Annotated in this window: 16 protein-coding genes and 1 riboswitch; of the genes, 10 read left to right on the top strand and 6 right to left on the bottom strand. The window is 58.8% G+C overall.

Annotated elements, in window-relative coordinates; translation table 11 throughout:
• Nucleotides 1-76 precede the first annotated feature (76 nt).
• From mch to ACTNBZ_RS09990, 4 genes are all read right to left on the bottom strand, one after another.
• On the bottom strand, nt 77-1,036 hold the full coding sequence (gene mch / locus ACTNBZ_RS09975; RefSeq protein WP_441209537.1) for a methenyltetrahydromethanopterin cyclohydrolase: 960 nt from the start codon (nt 1,034-1,036) through the stop codon (nt 77-79).
• A gap of 53 nt (nt 1,037-1,089) precedes the next feature.
• The gene (locus ACTNBZ_RS09980; protein WP_441209539.1) at nt 1,090-1,818 is read right to left on the bottom strand and encodes an SDR family NAD(P)-dependent oxidoreductase; all 729 of its coding nucleotides are present in this window, start codon (nt 1,816-1,818) and stop codon (nt 1,090-1,092) included.
• A gap of 111 nt (nt 1,819-1,929) precedes the next feature.
• Complete coding sequence (locus ACTNBZ_RS09985; RefSeq protein ID WP_441209541.1) at nt 1,930-4,191, bottom strand: xanthine dehydrogenase family protein molybdopterin-binding subunit; 2,262 nt, start codon at nt 4,189-4,191, stop codon at nt 1,930-1,932.
• Nucleotides 4,192-4,257: 66 nt separating this feature from the next.
• Nucleotides 4,258-4,728, bottom strand: coding sequence for a (2Fe-2S)-binding protein (locus tag ACTNBZ_RS09990; RefSeq protein ID WP_441209543.1), 471 nt, complete (start codon nt 4,726-4,728; stop codon nt 4,258-4,260).
• An 814-nt stretch (nt 4,729-5,542) separates the two neighbouring features.
• On the opposite strand from ACTNBZ_RS09990, the gene ACTNBZ_RS09995 reads away from it, so the two are divergent.
• The 10 genes from ACTNBZ_RS09995 to ACTNBZ_RS10040 all read left to right on the top strand — a co-directional run bounded on the left by ACTNBZ_RS09995 (nt 5,543) and on the right by ACTNBZ_RS10040 (nt 15,178).
• Nucleotides 5,543-6,289: a GntR family transcriptional regulator gene (locus tag ACTNBZ_RS09995; RefSeq protein WP_441209545.1), complete on the top strand. Its 747-nt coding sequence runs from the start codon at nt 5,543-5,545 to the stop codon at nt 6,287-6,289.
• A 423-nt stretch (nt 6,290-6,712) separates the two neighbouring features.
• Nucleotides 6,713-8,260, top strand: a complete 1,548-nt coding sequence (locus ACTNBZ_RS10000; RefSeq protein WP_441209547.1) for an ABC transporter ATP-binding protein — start codon at nt 6,713-6,715, stop codon at nt 8,258-8,260.
• Nucleotides 8,260-9,345, top strand: a complete 1,086-nt coding sequence (locus tag ACTNBZ_RS10005; RefSeq protein ID WP_441209549.1) for an ABC transporter permease — start codon at nt 8,260-8,262, stop codon at nt 9,343-9,345. Before ACTNBZ_RS10000 ends, ACTNBZ_RS10005 begins: the two co-directional genes overlap by 1 nt.
• Complete coding sequence (locus ACTNBZ_RS10010) at nt 9,345-10,268, top strand: ABC transporter permease (protein ID WP_441209551.1); 924 nt, start codon at nt 9,345-9,347, stop codon at nt 10,266-10,268. Before ACTNBZ_RS10005 ends, ACTNBZ_RS10010 begins: the two co-directional genes overlap by 1 nt.
• A gap of 499 nt (nt 10,269-10,767) precedes the next feature.
• The gene (locus ACTNBZ_RS10015) at nt 10,768-11,823 is read left to right on the top strand and encodes a BMP family lipoprotein (protein WP_441209553.1); all 1,056 of its coding nucleotides are present in this window, start codon (nt 10,768-10,770) and stop codon (nt 11,821-11,823) included.
• A gap of 121 nt (nt 11,824-11,944) precedes the next feature.
• Entirely contained in the window at nt 11,945-13,084 is a 1,140-nt protein-coding gene (locus ACTNBZ_RS10020) for an NAD(P)/FAD-dependent oxidoreductase (protein WP_441209555.1), read from the top strand.
• 5 nt (nt 13,085-13,089) lie between these two features.
• Complete coding sequence (locus tag ACTNBZ_RS10025; protein ID WP_441209557.1) at nt 13,090-13,401, top strand: (2Fe-2S)-binding protein; 312 nt, start codon at nt 13,090-13,092, stop codon at nt 13,399-13,401.
• A complete protein-coding gene (locus ACTNBZ_RS10030; protein ID WP_441209559.1) occupies nt 13,388-14,470 on the top strand; it encodes an NAD(P)/FAD-dependent oxidoreductase in 1,083 nt (360 codons plus the stop codon). The genes ACTNBZ_RS10025 and ACTNBZ_RS10030 overlap by 14 nt, the downstream gene beginning before the upstream one ends.
• Nucleotides 14,463-14,765, top strand: a complete 303-nt coding sequence (locus tag ACTNBZ_RS10035; protein WP_441209561.1) for a (2Fe-2S)-binding protein — start codon at nt 14,463-14,465, stop codon at nt 14,763-14,765. The genes ACTNBZ_RS10030 and ACTNBZ_RS10035 overlap by 8 nt, the downstream gene beginning before the upstream one ends.
• Nucleotides 14,762-15,178: a 4Fe-4S dicluster domain-containing protein gene (locus ACTNBZ_RS10040; protein ID WP_441209563.1), complete on the top strand. Its 417-nt coding sequence runs from the start codon at nt 14,762-14,764 to the stop codon at nt 15,176-15,178. Before ACTNBZ_RS10035 ends, ACTNBZ_RS10040 begins: the two co-directional genes overlap by 4 nt.
• Before the next feature lie 154 nt (nt 15,179-15,332).
• Here ACTNBZ_RS10040 and ACTNBZ_RS10045 read toward each other — a convergent pair whose 3' ends face one another.
• Nucleotides 15,333-16,901 (bottom strand): S-layer homology domain-containing protein, encoded by a 1,569-nt coding sequence (locus ACTNBZ_RS10045; protein ID WP_441209565.1) that lies wholly within the window; start codon nt 16,899-16,901, stop codon nt 15,333-15,335.
• Between the two features lie 164 nt (nt 16,902-17,065).
• Nucleotides 17,066-18,253, bottom strand: a complete 1,188-nt coding sequence (metK, locus tag ACTNBZ_RS10050) for a methionine adenosyltransferase (protein ID WP_441209567.1) — start codon at nt 18,251-18,253, stop codon at nt 17,066-17,068.
• Between the two features lie 95 nt (nt 18,254-18,348).
• Nucleotides 18,349-18,462, bottom strand: a riboswitch (SAM riboswitch).
• Nucleotides 18,463-18,466: the final 4 nt, after the last annotated feature.

An 18,466-nucleotide genomic window follows, 5' to 3' on the forward strand; every position in this document is an offset into this window, starting at 1 on the left:
TTGTAGTCTGGTGGTATTGCTATATGTAGTACTATTAATACGTGAAAAAAATATAATCCCGTTCCGGATTCTCTGCTTAGTGCAGGAAGCTGCGCTCCAGCGCCTCGTAGTTGATCTCGCCGGCGCAGTAGGCACGGCCGGTATTGATGTTGTGGATCTGGATCTTGCCCACCGAGTGGACGTCGTGATCCACATAGAAGAAGTCGCATCCGGCCTCCTTGAACACATCCTCAAACAGATCGCCGTAGTTGGGAGAGGAGGTCTTTCCTGCCAGCTGATGGATCACCTTGGCAATGTCCTTGTCCTCGGCATCCACCCACACCTCGATCTCGCTGCCGTAGATCAGCGCGTCGTTGATGCGGCCCATGGTCTTGAGCTCATCCTTCACCACGGGGGCGATGGGGGCCTTGCCGCGGATCATGACGATCTGAGCGGGGTCGAAATGCTTCTCAAACATCTTGTGGCAGGTCTGCTCCAGCATCCGGGCGGAGACCTGGATGGAAGCGGCCACACAGGTGCTGTCCGACATGAGGATGTAAGTGTCCTCCGGCTTCACATGGCAGGCATTGGCCACTTCCATGGCAATCTTGTCATCGGGATACTTCACGTCCTGGATGCAGAGGACCGCCTTGTCGTAGTCGTCCTTGTAGTCGGTCATCTCAAAATACCAGTCGGAGGCCACATGGGCGATGCCCCGGGCCGGACCGGAACCGATGGTGGCAAACTCGCCCTCGCCCAGCTTCCACCCGGCGATCTGAGAGCCCAGGCAGGCGATGAGGGGCTGCTCGATGAACATGTTGACAGCCGCAAAGCTGTACTGGTCATTGAGCTTGAAGTCGCTGAGCGTCACCACACCCAGGTCGCCGATGCAGGCTCGGGTGAAGAGGATACCGGCCTGCCAGCTGCCCCGGCAGTTCAGGCCCATGTCGATGACCGTGGCGCCGCAGTCCAGCTTAATGACCTTGCAGCCCAACGCGTCGGCATTCTCCAGGATCTCCTCCACCACTTTCATGGCGCGCTTGTTGGTACTGACCATCTGGATACCTTCTTTCTGTTTCATATTTTGTTATATTTAAGGAAGGGGAAAAATCACGCTTTCTTGCCAAAGACATCAATGGCGGCGCCCATGATGGGAGCGGCGTCGTCCGAGGCCAGGAAGCAGACCACCTTGGAGACCTCGTCCACCTGGAGCATCTCGTCCAGCTTGATGGTGACGGCGGGGTCGCTGTCGATGCGCTCGCGGGTCTTTTCGGTGTTGGTCATGCCCAGATAGATGGCGTTGACATTGATGCCGTACTGCTTGACCTCCTCCGAGAGGATCTGGGTCAGGCTGACGATCCCGCCCTTGGAGGCAGCGTAGGCGCCGAAGCCGGGGAAGAAGAGCTTGGCTCCGGAGGAGCTCATGTTGATGATCTTGCCGTACTTCCGCTCGATCATGCCGGGCAGTACCGCCTTGATGCAGTAGAAGGTGCCGTTCAGGTTGCTGTCGATGTGGCGCTTCCAGTCCTCCACCGTGGTCTCCAGCACCGAGTTGGACTTATAGTAGGCGGCGTTGTTCACCAGGATGTCCACCTTGCCCTCCCGGGCCAGGATATCCCGGAAACAGGCCTCCACCTGGGCCTGCTCGCTCACATCGCAGCCCATGGCCACGGCCTTGCCGCCGGCGGCGCGGATCTCCTCAGCCACCTTCTCCACCTTGGACAGGGTGCGGCCCAGCAGATAGACGCTGGCGCCCTGCCTGGCGAAGTCCTTGGCGAAGCCGGCCCCAAGGCCCTGTCCCGCGCCGGTGATCACAGCTACTTTCCCTTCAAATGTCATATTATCAGCTCCATTCATTGTTTTGGGGCGTCTCTGAAAAACAGCGGGCAATGGCCGGTCCGCCGCTTTTCAGAGACGCCTCTCTCATACGGGGAGGCGTCTCTCTGCTGCTTACTTGCTCAAAGAGGCAAGGATGACTTCCTTACGCAGGGGCAGGTCATGGTAGTCCTGCTCCAGAGCGTTGGACACCGCGTTGGCGATGGCCGCTGGCGAAGGCACCACAGAGCATTCGCCGATGCTCTTGCCGCCGTAGGGGCCGGTAGGCTCCGGTTTGCCCACAAAGGCTACTCGGATGGGGGGCATCTCAGGGGCTGTGAAGATATGGTACTGACGGAAGGTGCTATTCGTGACCTTACCCTTGGCATCCAGATTGATGCTCTCACAAAGGGCGTAGCCCAGGCCCATCTGGATAGCGCCCTCCACCTGTCCCTCCAAGTTCATAGGGTTAAGGGGCGTGCCCACATCATGGACTGCCACATAATCCAGAGGCTTGACTTCACCGGTCTGAGTGTCTACCCGGACCTTGACAAAGTGAGCGCCGAAAGACACCGCCATACCGTTGCTGGTATGGTTCACCGCGGCCACCAGATCCCGATGGGACTTATGGCGGGCATGGCTCGCCAATTCCGCCATGGTGGCGGAGCGGTCGGGGTAGTTCAGGCTCCAGGCCCGGCCATCCCGCAGTTCGATGCGGTCAATATCCTCCGGCAGAAGGTCGGCAGCCTCCTCCAGCAGCATCCTCTTCATAGCATTACCCGCTTTGACGGCGGCTGCTCCACACACATAAGTGCCCCGGCTGGAGAAGTTGCCCCAGTCGTAAAGAGTATTGTCTGTGTCGGCTTGGACGAAAGTCACATCTTCCATGGGGATGGTCAGAATTTCACTGATGAGCTGAGCCTGAAGCGTAACTACGCCGTTGCCCATGTCGCAGCTTCCGCTGGACATCACCAGCGTGCCGTCATCGTTCATCTTGAGGATCACGCCGCTGATGTCGGTATGTACGCCGAACACGCCGTTGCCATGGGCGGCCACCGCCATGCCCACACCCACACGGTAGCGGCCATTCTCCTTGCGGGAGGCCTCCTGCTCTGCCAGAGCGCCCTTCCAGTCGAACATCTCAGCACCCATGGAGACACACTCTTTCGCGTAGAGGTCGCCCAGAGGGGTCCCGTTACGTTCGTCTTTGTCGTGGACACCCTTCAGGTTCTTGAGCAGCATCTCCGTCATATCCAGCCCCAGTTCCTTGGCGATCTTGTTGATTTGCCGCTGCTGGGCAAAAAAGAGTTGAGGAGAACCAAACCCACGCATGGCACCGGTAGGGATGGTGTTGGTGTAGACTTCGGTGGCCTTAAAACGCAGGTTAGGAGTATTGGTCATACGGAAGAGTTTTCCGCCCATGGCCCAGGCGATAGCCGAGGTTCCGCCGGCATAGCCGCCGGTATTGATGACCGCGTGGACATCCTGCGCCACAATGGTGCCGTCCCGCTTCACGCCTGTTCTGATGTACATCACCATGGGGTGGCGGCTGTGGGCGACCGGAATATCCTCCCGGCGGGTAAGTACGATCCGCACCGGGCGGCCAGCCTTCATGGCCAGCGCCGCCGCCACATGTTCGATCAGGATGTCGATCTTACCGCCGAAGCCGCCCCCCACCGGGTCGGCCACCACCCGCACCCTACTCATTTTCAGATTAAAAATGCGGCACAGGTTCATCCGGACGCTCCATGCGTCCTGGGTGGGGGACCAGACGGTCAGCTTGCCGTTGGCGTCATAGCTGGCCAGTGCGGCATGGGTCTCAATGTAGGCCTGGTGGATACCGGGCAGAGTGTACCGGTCCTCAAAGACCAGGTCAGCCTCTTTCATGCCCTCGTCTACATCGCCCTGATTCAGGTTGACCACCTCAGCGATATTGCCCCCCTCATGGATGGGATAGGCCTCCTCCTTCATGGCCTCCTCCGGATCCAGATAAAAGGGCAGCTCTTCATACTCCACTTCAATGAGCCGGACCGCTTTTTCCGCGATGGCCAGAGTATCCGCTGCGACGGCGGCCACCCGGTCCCCCACATGACGGACAACAGGGCTAAATATCCGCTCATTCTTGCTCTCATCAATGGTTTCACCGCAGCAGTTGAACAGGGTATCCGGGGTATTTAGATATGTGACTACCGCCCGGACTCCAGGCAGAGCCTCAGCCTTGGAGGTATCAATGGATTTAATCCGAGCGTGGGCCACCGGGCTGAAAAGGATTTTGCCATGAAGCATGCGGGGCAGCTTCATATCCGCCACATACCGGAGCTGACCGGTGGTTTTGACCACCGCGTCCCGGATAGGCAGCCGTTTCCCGATCATACCATCCTGTGATTCATAGTTCATTGGTTATCGGTTCCTTTCCTGATTCCACATGCACACCGTGGAACTGACGTATTATTTTGCAGGGGCTCAGGCGTTGTGCATCCGCTCGCCGGCCAGCCGGATGGCGTCGACGATCTTCACATAGCCGGTGCAGCGGCACAGGTTATTGGAGATGGCGGCGCGGATCTCTTCCTCAGAAGGATCGGGGTTTTTGTCCAGAAGGGCCTTGGCAGACATAATCATGCCGGGGGTGCAGTAACCGCACTGGACGGCGCCGGCATCAATAAAGGCCTGCTGGATGGGATGGAGCTCCGGGCCGTTGGACAGCCCCTCGATGGTCTCGATCTCCTTGCCCACAGCCTTGGGGGCCAGCACCAGGCAGGAGTTGACTGCCTCACCGTCAATGATGACCTTGCAGGCGCCGCAGTCGCCGGTATTGCAGCCGCACTTGGCGCCGGTCAGGTCCAGGACCTCGCGCAGGACATAGAGCAGGGTCCAGTTTTTTTCGACCTGAACGCTCCTGACTTCGCCGTTGATCTTCAGCTCGATGGTTTCCATGATTCCGTTCTCCTTCATGAATAGAGTTTAGGTTAAGCTAGCTCTATTATACACGATTACCAATGAAATGTCACGCAGTCCTTATATCTCTTTTGCCGATAGGTGCTCTAAAAATTGAGCGCTGTTTTCGTTCATTCTGCACGTTTATCGTACTTGTACGTACCTTTTTTCTTTTTCGTTGTCCCGGCGCCTGTTTTTTGTCCGGGATCGCCGGGATTTTTATAGTTGTATTTAGTATCACCAATTTATTTTGATCTCGTTTTTTATTTGCTGTACCGCGGCCTTTTTTTCAAGCTCCTTCCGTACTGGTATTATTATACGTTCTCTGATCATATATGTCAATTTTAAATCTGGTTTTCTCTCAATTTCGTATATTATATCTATATAAATCCTTTTATTTTTTTATTTATGTACCATATCAGGGGTGGAAAACGGTAATTTTTCTTCTTTTTCTTTCTTTTTTGTCTTTAGTACTACTAAATCTGCTCATCTGAAATAAACTGAACCGTTTTGCACTGCTTCCCACTCATAACCTCCTTGTCTGCTTTTATTTACTGTCTATTCAGTCATGTCTATTGTAGTACTTAAAACGGGTCATATACTGTCTTTTTGCTCTCCTTTCCCCGGCGTATCGTTTCTAGTTCTCTCTGATTCGTTCATTCAACCGCCTGTCCCGCGGCCTTTCCCCGGTTTCCCGCATCTTTTTGAAGTTCCTTTATTTTTTCTTCTGTTTGGCATTGCATTATGGCGTTTATGGCGCTATACTAGTAGTACATTGCCCTTATAATCTATTTTGTTGGACGTGGTACTTATTATGGATGACAGCCTGAATATTCTCCGCGTAGATAATAAGCAGCTCTCTTACAAGACCAAAATGGCGTTGATCGATCTGATCCGCACCTCCACAGAGGATGGAAGACCCTTTAAACTGCCTAATGAGGATGAGCTTTCCCACCGTCTGGGTGTGAGCCGCAATGTACTGCGGGACGCGCTGGCCTCGCTGGAGGAGATGGGCATCGTCACCCGCCGGCGGGGCAAGGGCACCATTGCCAATCCCAGCATCGCCAATGCCACCTGCCGGCTGGACACCGCCCCTGAGCTCTTCCAGTCCATGGAGGCTGACGGTCTCTCTCCCCGTCTGGAATCTCTCAATCTGGGCTTTGTGTTCAAAAATGACCCTGTTTTTGGTCCTGACTCCAATTCCTATCTCAATACCGAGAAGCTCTGTTGGCTGGGCGACGTGGTGGCTGCCTACTGCATCGACCACATTGCAGGCCGCTTTGCCGAGCTGGCCCGGGATTCCATTTTTGCTCTGCAAAAGCTGAGCCATTATCAGTTTCTGGAACAGTACTGCGGCACTACCATGGCCTACACCATGTCCCATATCGATGCCATCATCCCCGACGCCCATGTGGCCGAGCTGATGCGCCTCAAGCCCGGTGAACCGGTCCTTTTCATGGACGATCAGGTGTATAATTATGATCATGAGATCGTGGGTCACTCTATGATCTATTTCCGCAGCGGACTTCTGGATCTCAAGTTTTTACGCAAAAATTGGTAATTCTTCCATACCGTTTTGGCTCTTCTCCGGAGGAGGTGCTCGTCCCTGCTGGACCCAGCACCTCCTCTGTTTTTCTTTTCCCTCTTCTTTTGATATTCATTTCTTTTATAATTTTTGTTTTCTCTTCAATAATTCATCACTTTCCCCTTAAAAAATATCTCATATTAAGACTGAGCTTCTGCGGAATCTACAGTCGATTTTATGCAAGGTAAAAGAATTATATTGACTTTTTACTGACTGCTTTGTATAATTCATTTAAGTTGCATGTAGTACAAAGAACTTAGCTTCCTATTTCTTGCTTTCTGCACTGCACCGCTTCCGTTTTCGTGGCCGCCGGCATACCTTTGTCTGCCTCTGTCTGCTTACGGAAGAACACATCGCGTTCCCATCGGCAAGCCAAAACCATCCGAAAGGAGCCAGAACATGAATGTAGTAGAAATGCATGGCATTTACAAGTACTTCGGGGATTTCTGCGCCAACAAGAACATTGAGTTCACCCTGAAGCAAGGTGAGATCCATGCGCTGCTGGGCGAAAACGGCGCCGGCAAGTCCACCCTGATGAACATTCTGTACGGTCTTTATGGGCATGACGCGGGTCAGATCCTGATCAACGGCAAGGAAGTCCACATGGACAGCCCCAGCGTCGCGATCCAGAACGGGATCGGCATGGTGCATCAGCACTTCATGCTCATTCCCCAGCTCACCGTCACGCAGAACATCTTCCTGGGTATGGATAAGGAGACCGGTCTTGTCCACAAGATCAAGGAACTGGATAAGAAGGTACTGGACCTTAACGACCGTTATGGCTTCAATGTCAATCCCCAGTCTCTGATCTGGCAGATCCCTGTCGGCGTCCAGCAGAAGGTGGAGATCCTGAAGGTCCTGATGCGCAAGGCCAAGATCCTCATTCTGGACGAGCCCACCGCTGTTCTGACTCCCAACGAGGTGGAGGAGCTGTTCCAGTCCATCCGCATGCTGGCTGACAGCGGCTACTCCATTATTCTGATCACTCATAAGATGAGCGAAGTCATGACCTACGCCGACCGGGTCACCGTCATGCGCCTGGGCGAGGTTATCGGCAGCGTTAACGTAAAGGAGACCACCGAGAAGGAGCTGGCCCACATGATGGTAGGCCGCGACGTCAACCTGGACCGGCAGATCACGCCCCAGGAGGCCGGCGCTCCCCTGCTGGAGATCAAGGACCTCCACGTCAACAACGACAAGGGCCTGGGCGCCGTCAACGGCGTCACTTTCTCGGTCCGTGCCGGTGAGATCGTCGGTATCGCCGGCGTGGACGGCAACGGCCAGCTGGAGCTGGGCGAGGCTATCGTGGGCGGCCGCAAGATTGAGAGCGGCGACGTGTGCATCGAGGGCCAGTCGGTGGCCAAGAGCACCATCCGCCAGCATCTGGACGCGGGCCTGGCCCATATCCCGGACGACCGTCTTGCCAAAGGTCTGGTTCTCCAGTTCCCTGTGAAACAGAACCTGATCATGGGCAGCCAGCGCAAGGCCCCTTACGCCCACGGCCTGATGGCCAACAGCAAGGCCATCAATGAGCACGCCGCCGTTATGGTCAAGGAGTTCGATATCCGTCCCCATGACCCTGAATATCTGGCCGGCGGCCTGTCTGGCGGCAACCAGCAGAAGGTCATTCTGGCCCGTGAGGTGGACCGGGACCCCAAGGTCATGCTGGCTATCCAGCCCACCCGCGGCCTGGACATCGGCGCCATCGAGTTCGTCCGTTCCAAGCTGGTGGAGGAGCGCTCCAAGGGCAAGGCCGTTCTGCTCATCTCCACCGATCTGGATGAGATCCGCTCCCTCAGCGACCGTATCCTGGTCATTCACGGCGGAAGATTTATGGGCGAGGTGTCGGCTGATGTTGACATCAGCACGCTCGGCCTGATGATGGCCGGCAAGAGCCAGGCTGAGATCAACGCGGAGCAAGCCGCTGTAGAAGGAGGCGCTCAGTAATGAACGAAAAAGTCAAAGGGCTGGTCCAGTCCTTCTGGAAGCCCCTGGTAGCCATTCTGCTGTCCATCTTGTGCAGCTGGGTGCTGCTGACGGCATTCGGCTATCCGGCCAATGAGGCCTTTATCTCCCTGTGGAACGCCACGTTCCAGAACCTGCGCGTATTCGGCAACACCCTGAACAAGGCCTGTCCCCTGCTCTTCACCGGCATCGCCGTGGCCATCGGCAACCGGGGCAGCGTCTTCAACATCGGTGCGGAAGGTCAGTTCATCATGGGCTGTACCGCTGCCACCTGGGTGGGCATCACCTTCACCGGCATGCCCGGCCCCCTGCTGATGGTCCTGATGGTCCTGGCCGGTGCTCTGGCCGGCGGCGCCTGGGCTTTCATTCCCGGCCTGCTCAAGACCAAGTTTTCCATCTCCGAAGTCATCACCACCATCATGTTCAACTACATTGCCCTCCAGCTGGTGGGCTTCCTGGTCCGCAATCCCATGCGCGACCGCAGCCAGGCCGAGCCTCAGTCCTATGCCATCGCCGAGCAGGGCTTCATGCCCTACCTGATCGAGAAGACCAAGCTGCATCCCGGCTTCTTCGTGGGCTGCATCGTGGCTGTCATCGTCTACATCCTGCTCTTCAAGACCTACTTTGGCTATGAGGTCCGCGCCGTAGGCTACAACCGCACTGCGGCCAAGTACGGCGGCATCAATGTCAACCGCACTATGATCCTCACCATGCTCATCTCCGGCGCTCTGGCCGGTATAGGCGGCGCGTTTGAAGTGGCCGGCTCCGCCCACTACCTCTACGAGAAGATCTCCAATGGCTACGGCTTTACTGCCATCGCCGTTTCTATCCTGGCCGCCAACAACCCCATCGGCGTCATCTTCAGCTCCCTGCTCTTCGGCTTCCTGGCCTCCGGCTCCACCGCCATGCAGCGCAGCATCGGCGTATCTGCCTCCTTTGCTGACATTGTCCAGGGCATCATCATCATCTTTGTGGCTGTTGCTGCCGTCAGCCAGGTCAAAAAGAGCAAGAAGCCCATCAAGAAACCCGACAGCAAAAAGCCTGTATTAAAGGAGGCGAAGCAGTAATGGATCAGCTCTCTTTCTTCCTCGCTGCCACGGTCCGTATGGCCATTCCGCTTCTGATCGCTGCTCTTGGCCTGGTGGTCTCCGAGCGTGCCGGCCTGATGAACATCGGCGTGGAGGGCACCATGCTCTCCGGCGCATTCGCGGCCTTCGCCGTTGCCATCGGCACCGGTAGCTACTGGCTGGGCCTGCTGGCCGGCATGGCCGCCGGCGCCCTGATGGCCCTCATTTTTGCCGTGGCCTCCATCCATTTCCGTGCCCCTCAGATCGTCATCGGCTGCGCCATCAACATGCTGGGCTCCGGCTTTACCGCCGTGCTCTTCCGCAAGATGTTCTTTGACGCCTCCTCCGGCGGCACTCAGGCCACTCCCTTCCCTTCCATCAGCATCCCTGTCCTCTCCAAGATTCCCGTTCTGGGCCCAACCCTGTTCAACCATAATATCATCGTTTACATCGGTTTCCTGCTGGTGCCCGCCGTCTGGTTCCTGATGAACCGCACCTCCGTCGGCACCCGCATCATCGCCGTGGGCGAGCATCCCAAGGCGGCCGACTCCCTGGGCATCAATGTCTTTGCTACCCGCTATGCCGCCACCATTTTCAGCGGCGTGCTCATGGGCATGGCCGGTGCCTACCTTGCCATTGCTCAGTCCAACACCTTCCAGGTCGATATGACCGGCGGCAAGGGCTACATTGCCATGGCCGTGGTGGTGCTGGGCAAGTGGAGAGCCATTGGCTGTCTGGCCGGCGCCCTCATCTTTGGCGGCGCCAACGCCCTGCAGATGACCCTGCAGAACTCCGGCCTGGGCATCCCCTCCAACCTGATTCTTATGGTCCCCTATGTGGTCACTGTCCTGGCCGTGCTGGCTGCCTGCAAGCGCAAGGCGATCGACGCCAGCGCCAAGGGCGTGCCCTACATCAAGTCCTGAGCCGTCTGTCTCAAAACAGTATTCCCGCCCGGTGTGTACGCCGGGCGGGAATTTTTTATTTGAATTGCTTCTCTGCGGCGATGAGCGCGGTGCAGCACATTCTGTTCCCTCCCGGAGAGACCTTCTTATTCCGTCAAACCGCCAAGGAACTTTTTTGTACTACTATCTACATATTGTATGAAGAAAAGGGTCGAAGGAGGAACAAAACCGGACAAAATTCAATTCCTTCCGGTACGTACTTTTAGTATTTTTAGGTATTATACACTAATTTCAAATATCTTTACAAATTAAATTGACATATTTAACGATAGCATCTATAATGGTACTATCGAATTACCAATGAAGGATAAGGTTTGTATCTTTCCTTTTTTTATTTTTCATTTTCATCTAGTAGTACATATTATTATATTACATATTACATTCCTATGTATCTTCATCTTGTCCCAGTCCGTTAAAAGCCCCAACGGGTTTTTAAAATTAATAAAACGGAGGAATGAACATGAAAAAGCTGATTCCCTTGATCCTGGCCGGTGCCATGCTCCTGGGCGCTGCCGCCTGCGGCGGCGGTTCCAGCGCTCCCGCCAACTCCAAAGCTCCTGAGGCTTCCGCCCCCGCTGCCCAGGCCTCCGACGTGAAGATCGGCATTCTCATCCCCGGCTCCCCCACTGACGGCGGCTTCTCCCAGCAGGGCGCCGAGGCCGGCAAGAAGCTGGCCTCCACCTACGGTTATACCGTCTCCACCGTTGAGGCCGGCACTGCCGACACCATCAAGTCCGAGGCTGAGACCATGGCGGCTGACGGCTACAAGATCGTCTTCGGTCACGGCGGCCAGTGCTCCGCTCCTTTCGCCGAGATCTGCGAGGACTACCCCGACACCTGGTTCGTCACCTTCGGCGGCACCGAGATCCGTGACAACCTCTTCCCCGTGTGCATGTGCGCTGAGGAAGGCACCTACATTCTGGGTGTGGCCGCCGGCATGATGACCAAGAGCAACAACATCGCCTACACCCTGGGCGGTGACTACCCCGCCTACACCAAGACCACCATGGGCTTCGTTCTGGGTGCCAAGAGCGTGAACCCCTCCCTCAAGGTCCAGGAGGCCGTCCTCAGCTCTCCCGACTCCAACGAGTGCTATGAGACCACCATGAACCAGATCAACAGCGGCGCCGATTTCATCCTCTCCAACTCCAACGAGGGCCAGGCCGGCGCTATGAAGGCGGTCACCGAGTCTGACGGCGTGTACACCTTCGGCTGCCTGGGCAACTTCTTCGACATGGCCCCCGGCAAGGTCCTGGGCAACATCATCGGCGATTACTCCATCGGCTATGACAACGCCACCAAGGCCATCATGGACAGCACTGCCAAGGCTGAGATCATGTATCTGACCATCGCCAACGGCTGTATCACCGTGGACTGGAACCCCGATGTGGAAATGCCCGATGATGTGAAGGCCGCCGTGGAGCAGACCATGGAGGACATCAAGTCCGGCAAGATCGACGTTCCCAACGAGTATGAGCAGGATCAGGCTGCCGAGCTGCTGGCCTCCTACAAGTAAGACTTCCGCATTATCTCCTCATCGAATCTGCGGGGAGGGCCGGCGCATTCGCGCCGGCCCTTTTTCATTTCTTCCCTTTCCCTGTCTCGCGCACACATTCTGTCAAAAAGGAGATGATCATTTGAAGTCAAGCATCCTTTTCATCGGCGGCGGCATCATGTCTGCCGCGGCGGCGGCTGCTCTGGCCCGGGCCGGCCATCCGGTGACTGTGCTGGAAAAAGGAGAACCGGCCTGCGGCGCGTCGGGCGCCAATCTGGGACAGCTCTCCCTCTTTGACCGCACCGAGCCCTGGCACTACGCTCTGGCCATGGAGAGTTTCGGGATATTCTCCGGTCTGGCCGACGAGCTGGAATACGCCCCCTCCGGCGGTGTGGTGGTGCTGCAGAACGAGGAGCAATACCGCGGCGCCATCCCGGTGGCGGAGGCCCTCCGCGCCCTGGGGGAGCCGGCCCAGCTTATCCTGGGTCCGGAGGTACGGCGGGTGGAGCCCTGTCTGGACCATACCAGGATCTACGGCGTGCTCTACTGCCCCAATGAGGGAAAGCTCAACCCCCTGCGCACCACCCTGTATTACTGCCGCCAGGCCCAGGCCGCCGGCGTCCGCTTCTTCCCGCACACCGCCGTCACCGGATTTGAGACCCGGGGCGGCACGGTGACCGCCGTCCGCACCGACCGGGGTGAGTTCCATGCCGACGTGGTGATCGCGGCGGCCGGGGCCTGGACGGGAGAACTCTGCGCGAAGCTGGGCCTGAGCCTGCCCATGGGCTTCCACCGGGCCACCGCCTTTGTATCCCAGCCCGTCCCGCCCTGCATCAACGGTCCCATCGTGGGCGGCGAGCTCTTTCTGGCCCACCGGGACATGTCGCTCCGGCGTCATATCGGTCTGGGCGGCGTGCAGACCGCCCAGGGCAGCGTCATCATCGCCCAGGCCACCGAGACCGCCCCGCTGGGGAGCCGCTCGGTGAGCCTGCCCGGCCTCTGCCTCACTGCCCGCACCTTCCTGGACCACTTTCCCACCCTGGGAGAGCTGCAGATCGTCCGGGCCTGGGCCTGCGTGACCCCCTATACCCACGACGGGCTGCCCCTCTTCGGCTTTACCCGGGAGTATCCCAATCTCTTTGTCCTCTCCGGCTTCAAGGGGGCCTTCTCCGTGGCCCCCGCCGTGGCCCGTATCCTGGTCCGTGCGCTGGACGAGGGCTATGTATGGGAGAACGATTCCTTTTCCCCCAGCCGCGCCCCGCATGAACCCACAAAGGAGTGATGTATATGCAGCGTATCCGGCAGCACCCCATTCTCCCCATCGAAGAGCGGGAGACCGTTCACATCACGGTGGACGGCCGGCCTGTAGAGGCCCGGGCGGGGGACACCATTGCCGCCGCCCTTCTGGCCGCGGGCATCCGGGTCTTTCGCCGCACCCACCGGTTTCACGAGCCCCGGGGGATCTTCTGCGGCATCGGCCAGTGTACCGACTGCGTCATGGAGGTGGACGGCCGTCCCAATGTGCGCACCTGCGTTACCCGGGTCCGGGAGGGTATGATCATACGGACACAGGAGGGAAACGGCCATGAAGACCTATGACGTGATCGTGGTGGGCGCCGGTCCCGCCGGACTGGGCGCCGCCATTCAGGCCGGGCAGGCCGGGGCCAGCGTTCTCCTGCTGGATGAGAACGACCGTCCCGGCGGCCAGCTCTTCAAGCAGATCCACAAATTCTTCGGCTCCCGGGAGCACTGTGCCGGCACACGGGGTTATGACATCGGCCTGCGCCTTCTGCGCCAGGCAGAGGAGGCCGGGGTGGAGACCGCCCTGGGGCACCGGGTCTGGGGCATTTTCCCCGACGGCAGCGTCACCGCCGCCACGGAGACGGAGAGCGTCCGCTGCCGCGGGCGGTTTCTGGTGCTGGCCACCGGCGCGTCGGAGAACGCCCTCTCCTTCCCCGGCTGCACCCTGCCCGGGGTAATGACCGCCGGCGCCGCACAGACCTTCGCCAACATCCACCACGTGCTGCCCGGCCGGGACATCGTGATGGTGGGCTCGGGCAATGTGGGCCTCATCGTCACCTATCAGCTCCTCCAGGCGGGAGCCAATGTGAAGGCCATTCTGGAGGCCGCGCCTCACATCTCCGGCTATGCCGTCCACGCCGGTAAGGTCCGCCGGGCGGGCGTGCCCATCCTGCTGGGCCACACCGTCACCCGGGCCATGGGGGAAGAAACGCTGGCAGGAATTGAGATCGCCCAGGTGGATGAACACTTCCGGCCCGTTCCCGGCACGGAGCAGACCATCTCCTGCGACACGCTGTGCCTCGCCGTGGGCCTCTCCCCCCGGCTGGAGCTGGCCCAGACCGCCGGATGCCGCATGGTATGGTCGGGACCGCTGGGTGGCCTGCTGCCTGTCCACAGCCCCGAACTGGAGACCAGTGTGGAACACATTCTGGTGGCCGGTGATCTGGCCGGTATTGAGGAGGCCAGCACCGCCCTGGACGAGGGACGGCTGGCCGGCCTCCGGGCCGCCTTCCGCCTGGGACTGCTGGAGGCCGGGGACTATGAGGACAGGAGCGCCGTCATCCGGCAGCGGCTGGACTGCCTGCGGCAAGGGCCCTTTGGCGAAGGCCGCCGCAGAGCCAAGGAGGAGGTTTGGAGCCGTGTCTGAACAACATGAAATCGTCTGCCGCTGCGAGGAAGTCACCCGGGAGGAGATCATGGAGGCCATCCGCCAGGGCGACGGCTCGCTGGACGCCATCAAAAGGCGCACCCGGGCGGGAATGGGCTTCTGCCAGGGCCGCACCTGCCGTCGGCTCATCGCCCGCATCCTCAGCGCTTACTACCAGCTGCCCGCCGACCGCTTTCTCCCCGGCAGCGTCCGCATCCCCATCACCCCCATTTCCCTCCGCCTGCTGGCCGGGACCGCGGACGGAGAGATCGACCCGGAGGAGGAACAGCCGTGAGACGCATTTTCATCGATTGCCGGGAGCGTATCCCCTGCGACCCCTGCCAGCACGCCTGCCCCACCGGTGCCATCCATATCGGCAGGGATATCACCGCTCTTCCCCAGATCCGTCCCGAGCTGTGTGCGGGCTGCCTCCGGTGTGTCGCCGCCTGTCCCGGCCAGGCCTGCTTTCTCATCGACCCCGACTACGGCCATGGGGAGGCTACGGTGGATTTCCCCTATGAATATCTCCCCCTCCCCCCTGCCGGCGCGGCTGCCGAGGCCAGGAACAATCTGGGTGAGACCGTCTGTACCGGCCGGGTAGTCCAGGTGCTCTCCCCGCCGGGCGGAGACCACACCCATATCGTCCGTCTGGCCGTCCCCGCAGACAAAGCAGTCCAGGTGCGGGGCATAAAGCCCTGGCGGGGCTGAGCTCCAAACATACAAAAACGCCCCGGCCGCTGTGCGGCGGGGCGTTTGTACGCGCCGACCCGTAAGCAGGCGCGTACAACGGGAGCCGCATCCGTTCCGGATGCGGCTCCCGTTCTTTTTCTGAGATGTGTCCGGATCACCGGAGCGCTTCTTCTTACCGGTGGAGCACCGCGTTCATTTCCTGATAGGCGGGCTTCTCCAGTTCCGCGGAAAGAAGCTCATAGACGTCCGTATGGGTCCCTGCGCCGCAGCCGTCGATGAAAAAGTACCCGTCCCGCCGGAACACAGTGTGCCCCTCCGAACGCAGATGTTTTTCCAGCTGCTCCAGCCGCAGGAATACCGCGTCCACCTCGGCGGCAAACCGGTCGTCAATGGCAGAGTAGGCGGCGCAGAATTCGGTGTTGTTTACGATGCCGCTGTAGACGGCGGGATCATTCTCCTTCGCGTAAAGCAGATACTGCAGGATAAAGTACTTGAATTCGGTATAGGCGTAGTATTCGCTGGACAGCAGCTGAACATACTCGACCCATTGATCCGCGGTTTCGGCTTTGGCCGCATAATAATCGTACAGGCAGACGCCGACATGTGTTCCCCAGCAGTAGGCAGCCAGCTCATTAAGGAGCCCATAGGGGCCGCTCACCTGACTGGCCAGGTTTGTCTCAGGTGTACCCACATAGCTGTAGCGGAAGGTACGCAGATCCTCCGGAATAGATCCGGCCATTTCCAGAGAATTGAACACATCCGTCTCAGTGACGACAATATGGCTTTCATCACCAAGATAAATGGCTTCCCTGTTCCAACCGCCGTTATAGATGGAAAACGCATGGCACTGCTCATGCACGGCGGTATCCAGCCGATCCGTGATCGCAGATGTGCCGCCCCACCACATCAGGATATTGTCACCGCGGAGTGCGGACTCACGCAGCAGATAGGCTCCGTCCGGATCGCAGGCGTCCAGGATCGCGAATACATTGTCCTCCGTCACCGGTGCGTCCAGGCCGGGTACGCCGGAGAAGTCGCCGGCGGAAGGCGGCACCACGGAATCGGGCTCCTTTTCGGGACCGTTTGGGTTCAGCAGTGTAATGCTCAACCGCAGCTCCGGCTGGAACATCCGGCTCATGATGGCCGCCACCTCGCAGCGCATGATGCTGCTCTGGGGACGGAAGGTGCCTTTGGCGTCACTGCCGGTAAGAATGCCCGACCGGTAAAAGGCATAAATCTGCTCGCTGTATTTGTCAGAGGAGGGCACATCGGGGATGGCGCCGGCCTCAACGGTGTTCTTGCTGTCATAGGAGTCCATAACATTATAGAAGATCTTCACAAACTGCGCACGGGTGATCGGTTCAAACCGGTCGTTCCAGTACTCGCTTGTGTAGATCAGGCCATTTCTGTCTGCATAGGTGGCATAGCTCTCATACCAGACGAAGGGGTCGCTCTGCAGGGTGACCTTTCCGTCGTGCACCATCTGGTGCATCCGCGCGGCCAGTGTAACGGCCTCAATAATGGTCAGCGTACCGTTGGGGGAAAAGCTCGTCTTGGAGGTGCCGGCCACCAATCCCTTTTGGTAGGCGAGAGACACACTGTTATAGTACCAGGCGTTCTTCGGAACATCCGTAAACGGGATCTCGCCCGCAGCGGAAGCCCGTGGGACCGGAACAGCAGCAAGAATCAGGACCGCAGACAGAAGGATGCTGACAAGACGCTTCAAGACGGATAACGGCATAAGAAACACTCCTTATATAGAATAGCCGGTATGGAATATTCTGATACGGGAAACACGATATCTGTCTATATAAAACATGGTATCATAATAAACACGCCTTTGCAATGCAAAAACACGCGATACACAGTCTTTTATGCTGTATATCGCGTGTTTTTGTTGATCGGTCAGGCCTTCAGGTTGGCCTTGAGCTGCTCGGTGCGGTCGGTGCGCTCCCAAGTCAGGTCCAGGTCGGTGCGGCCGAAGTGGCCGTAGGCGGCCAGCCTGCGGTAAATGGGACGGCGCAGGTCCAGATCCCGGATGATGGCGGTGGGACGCAGGTCGAAGGTCTTTTCCACCGCGTCCTCCAGGGCCAGGTCGGAGACCGTTCCGGTGCCGAAGGTATCCACCCGGATGGACACCGGCTCGGCCACGCCGATGGCGTAGGCCAGCTGCACCTGGCAGCGGCTGGCCAGACCGGCAGCCACCACGTTCTTGGCCACATACCGGGCGGCGTAGGCGGCGGAGCGGTCCACCTTGGTGGGATCCTTGCCGGAGAAAGCGCCGCCGCCGTGGGGGGCGCTGCCGCCGTAGGTATCCACGATGATCTTGCGCCCGGTGAGGCCGGAATCTCCCTGGGGGCCGCCGATCACGAAGCGGCCGGTGGGGTTGACATAGATCTTGGTGGCCTCGTCCATGAGGCCCTCGGGGATGGTGGGCTTGATGACCAGCTCGATCATGTCCTTCCGGATCTGCTCCAGGCTGGCCTCGGGGCCGTGCTGGGTGGAGACCACCACCGCGTCGATACGAATGGGCTTGTCGTTCTCGTCGTACTCCACGGTGACCTGGGTCTTGCCGTCGGGCCGCAGGTAGTCCACCAGGCCCTCCTTGCGCACGGCGGTGAGGCGCATGGCCATCTTGTGGGCCAGGGAGATGGGCAGAGGCATGAGCTCGGGGGTCTCGTCGCAGGCATAGCCGAACATCATGCCCTGGTCGCCGGCGCCGTTGGTCAGATCCTCGGCCTCGCCGCCCTCCTTGGCCTCCAGGGACTTGTCCACGCCCAGCGCGATGTCAGCGGACTGCTCGTCGATGGAGGTGAGCACGGCGCAGGTGTCGCAGTCGAAGCCGTACTTGGCCCGGTCGTAGCCGATCTCCCGGACCACCTGGCGGGCAATCCGGGGGATGTCCACATAGCAGTGGGTGGTGATCTCGCCCATCACGTTCACCAGTCCGGTGGTGACAGTGGTCTCGCAGGCCACCCGGCCCATGGGGTCCTGCTCCAGAATGGCGTCCAGCACCGCGTCGGAGATCTGGTCGCAGATCTTATCGGGATGTCCCTCGGTAACGGACTCCGAGGTAAAAAGTCTCTTTGCCATTATGATAACTTCCTTTCTCTTTGCCTTTGCGAGAACGGGAACATAGAAAATGCGCTCCGCTGTCCCGGCGGAGCGCATGGATTTGAACGTTTCCATCCTCATCTTTCGATTTACACCGCCGGATTTGGCACCTTTCCCCTCTCCGCATGGGAGACCGGGCAGGTTGCCGGGTTTCATAGGGCCGTTCCCTCCGCCACTCTCGATAAGGCTATT

Origin of the sequence: Pseudoflavonifractor sp. HCP28S3_F10, from assembly GCF_052065415.1 — a bacterium.
Lineage (GTDB): Bacteria > Bacillota > Clostridia > Oscillospirales > Oscillospiraceae > Pseudoflavonifractor_A.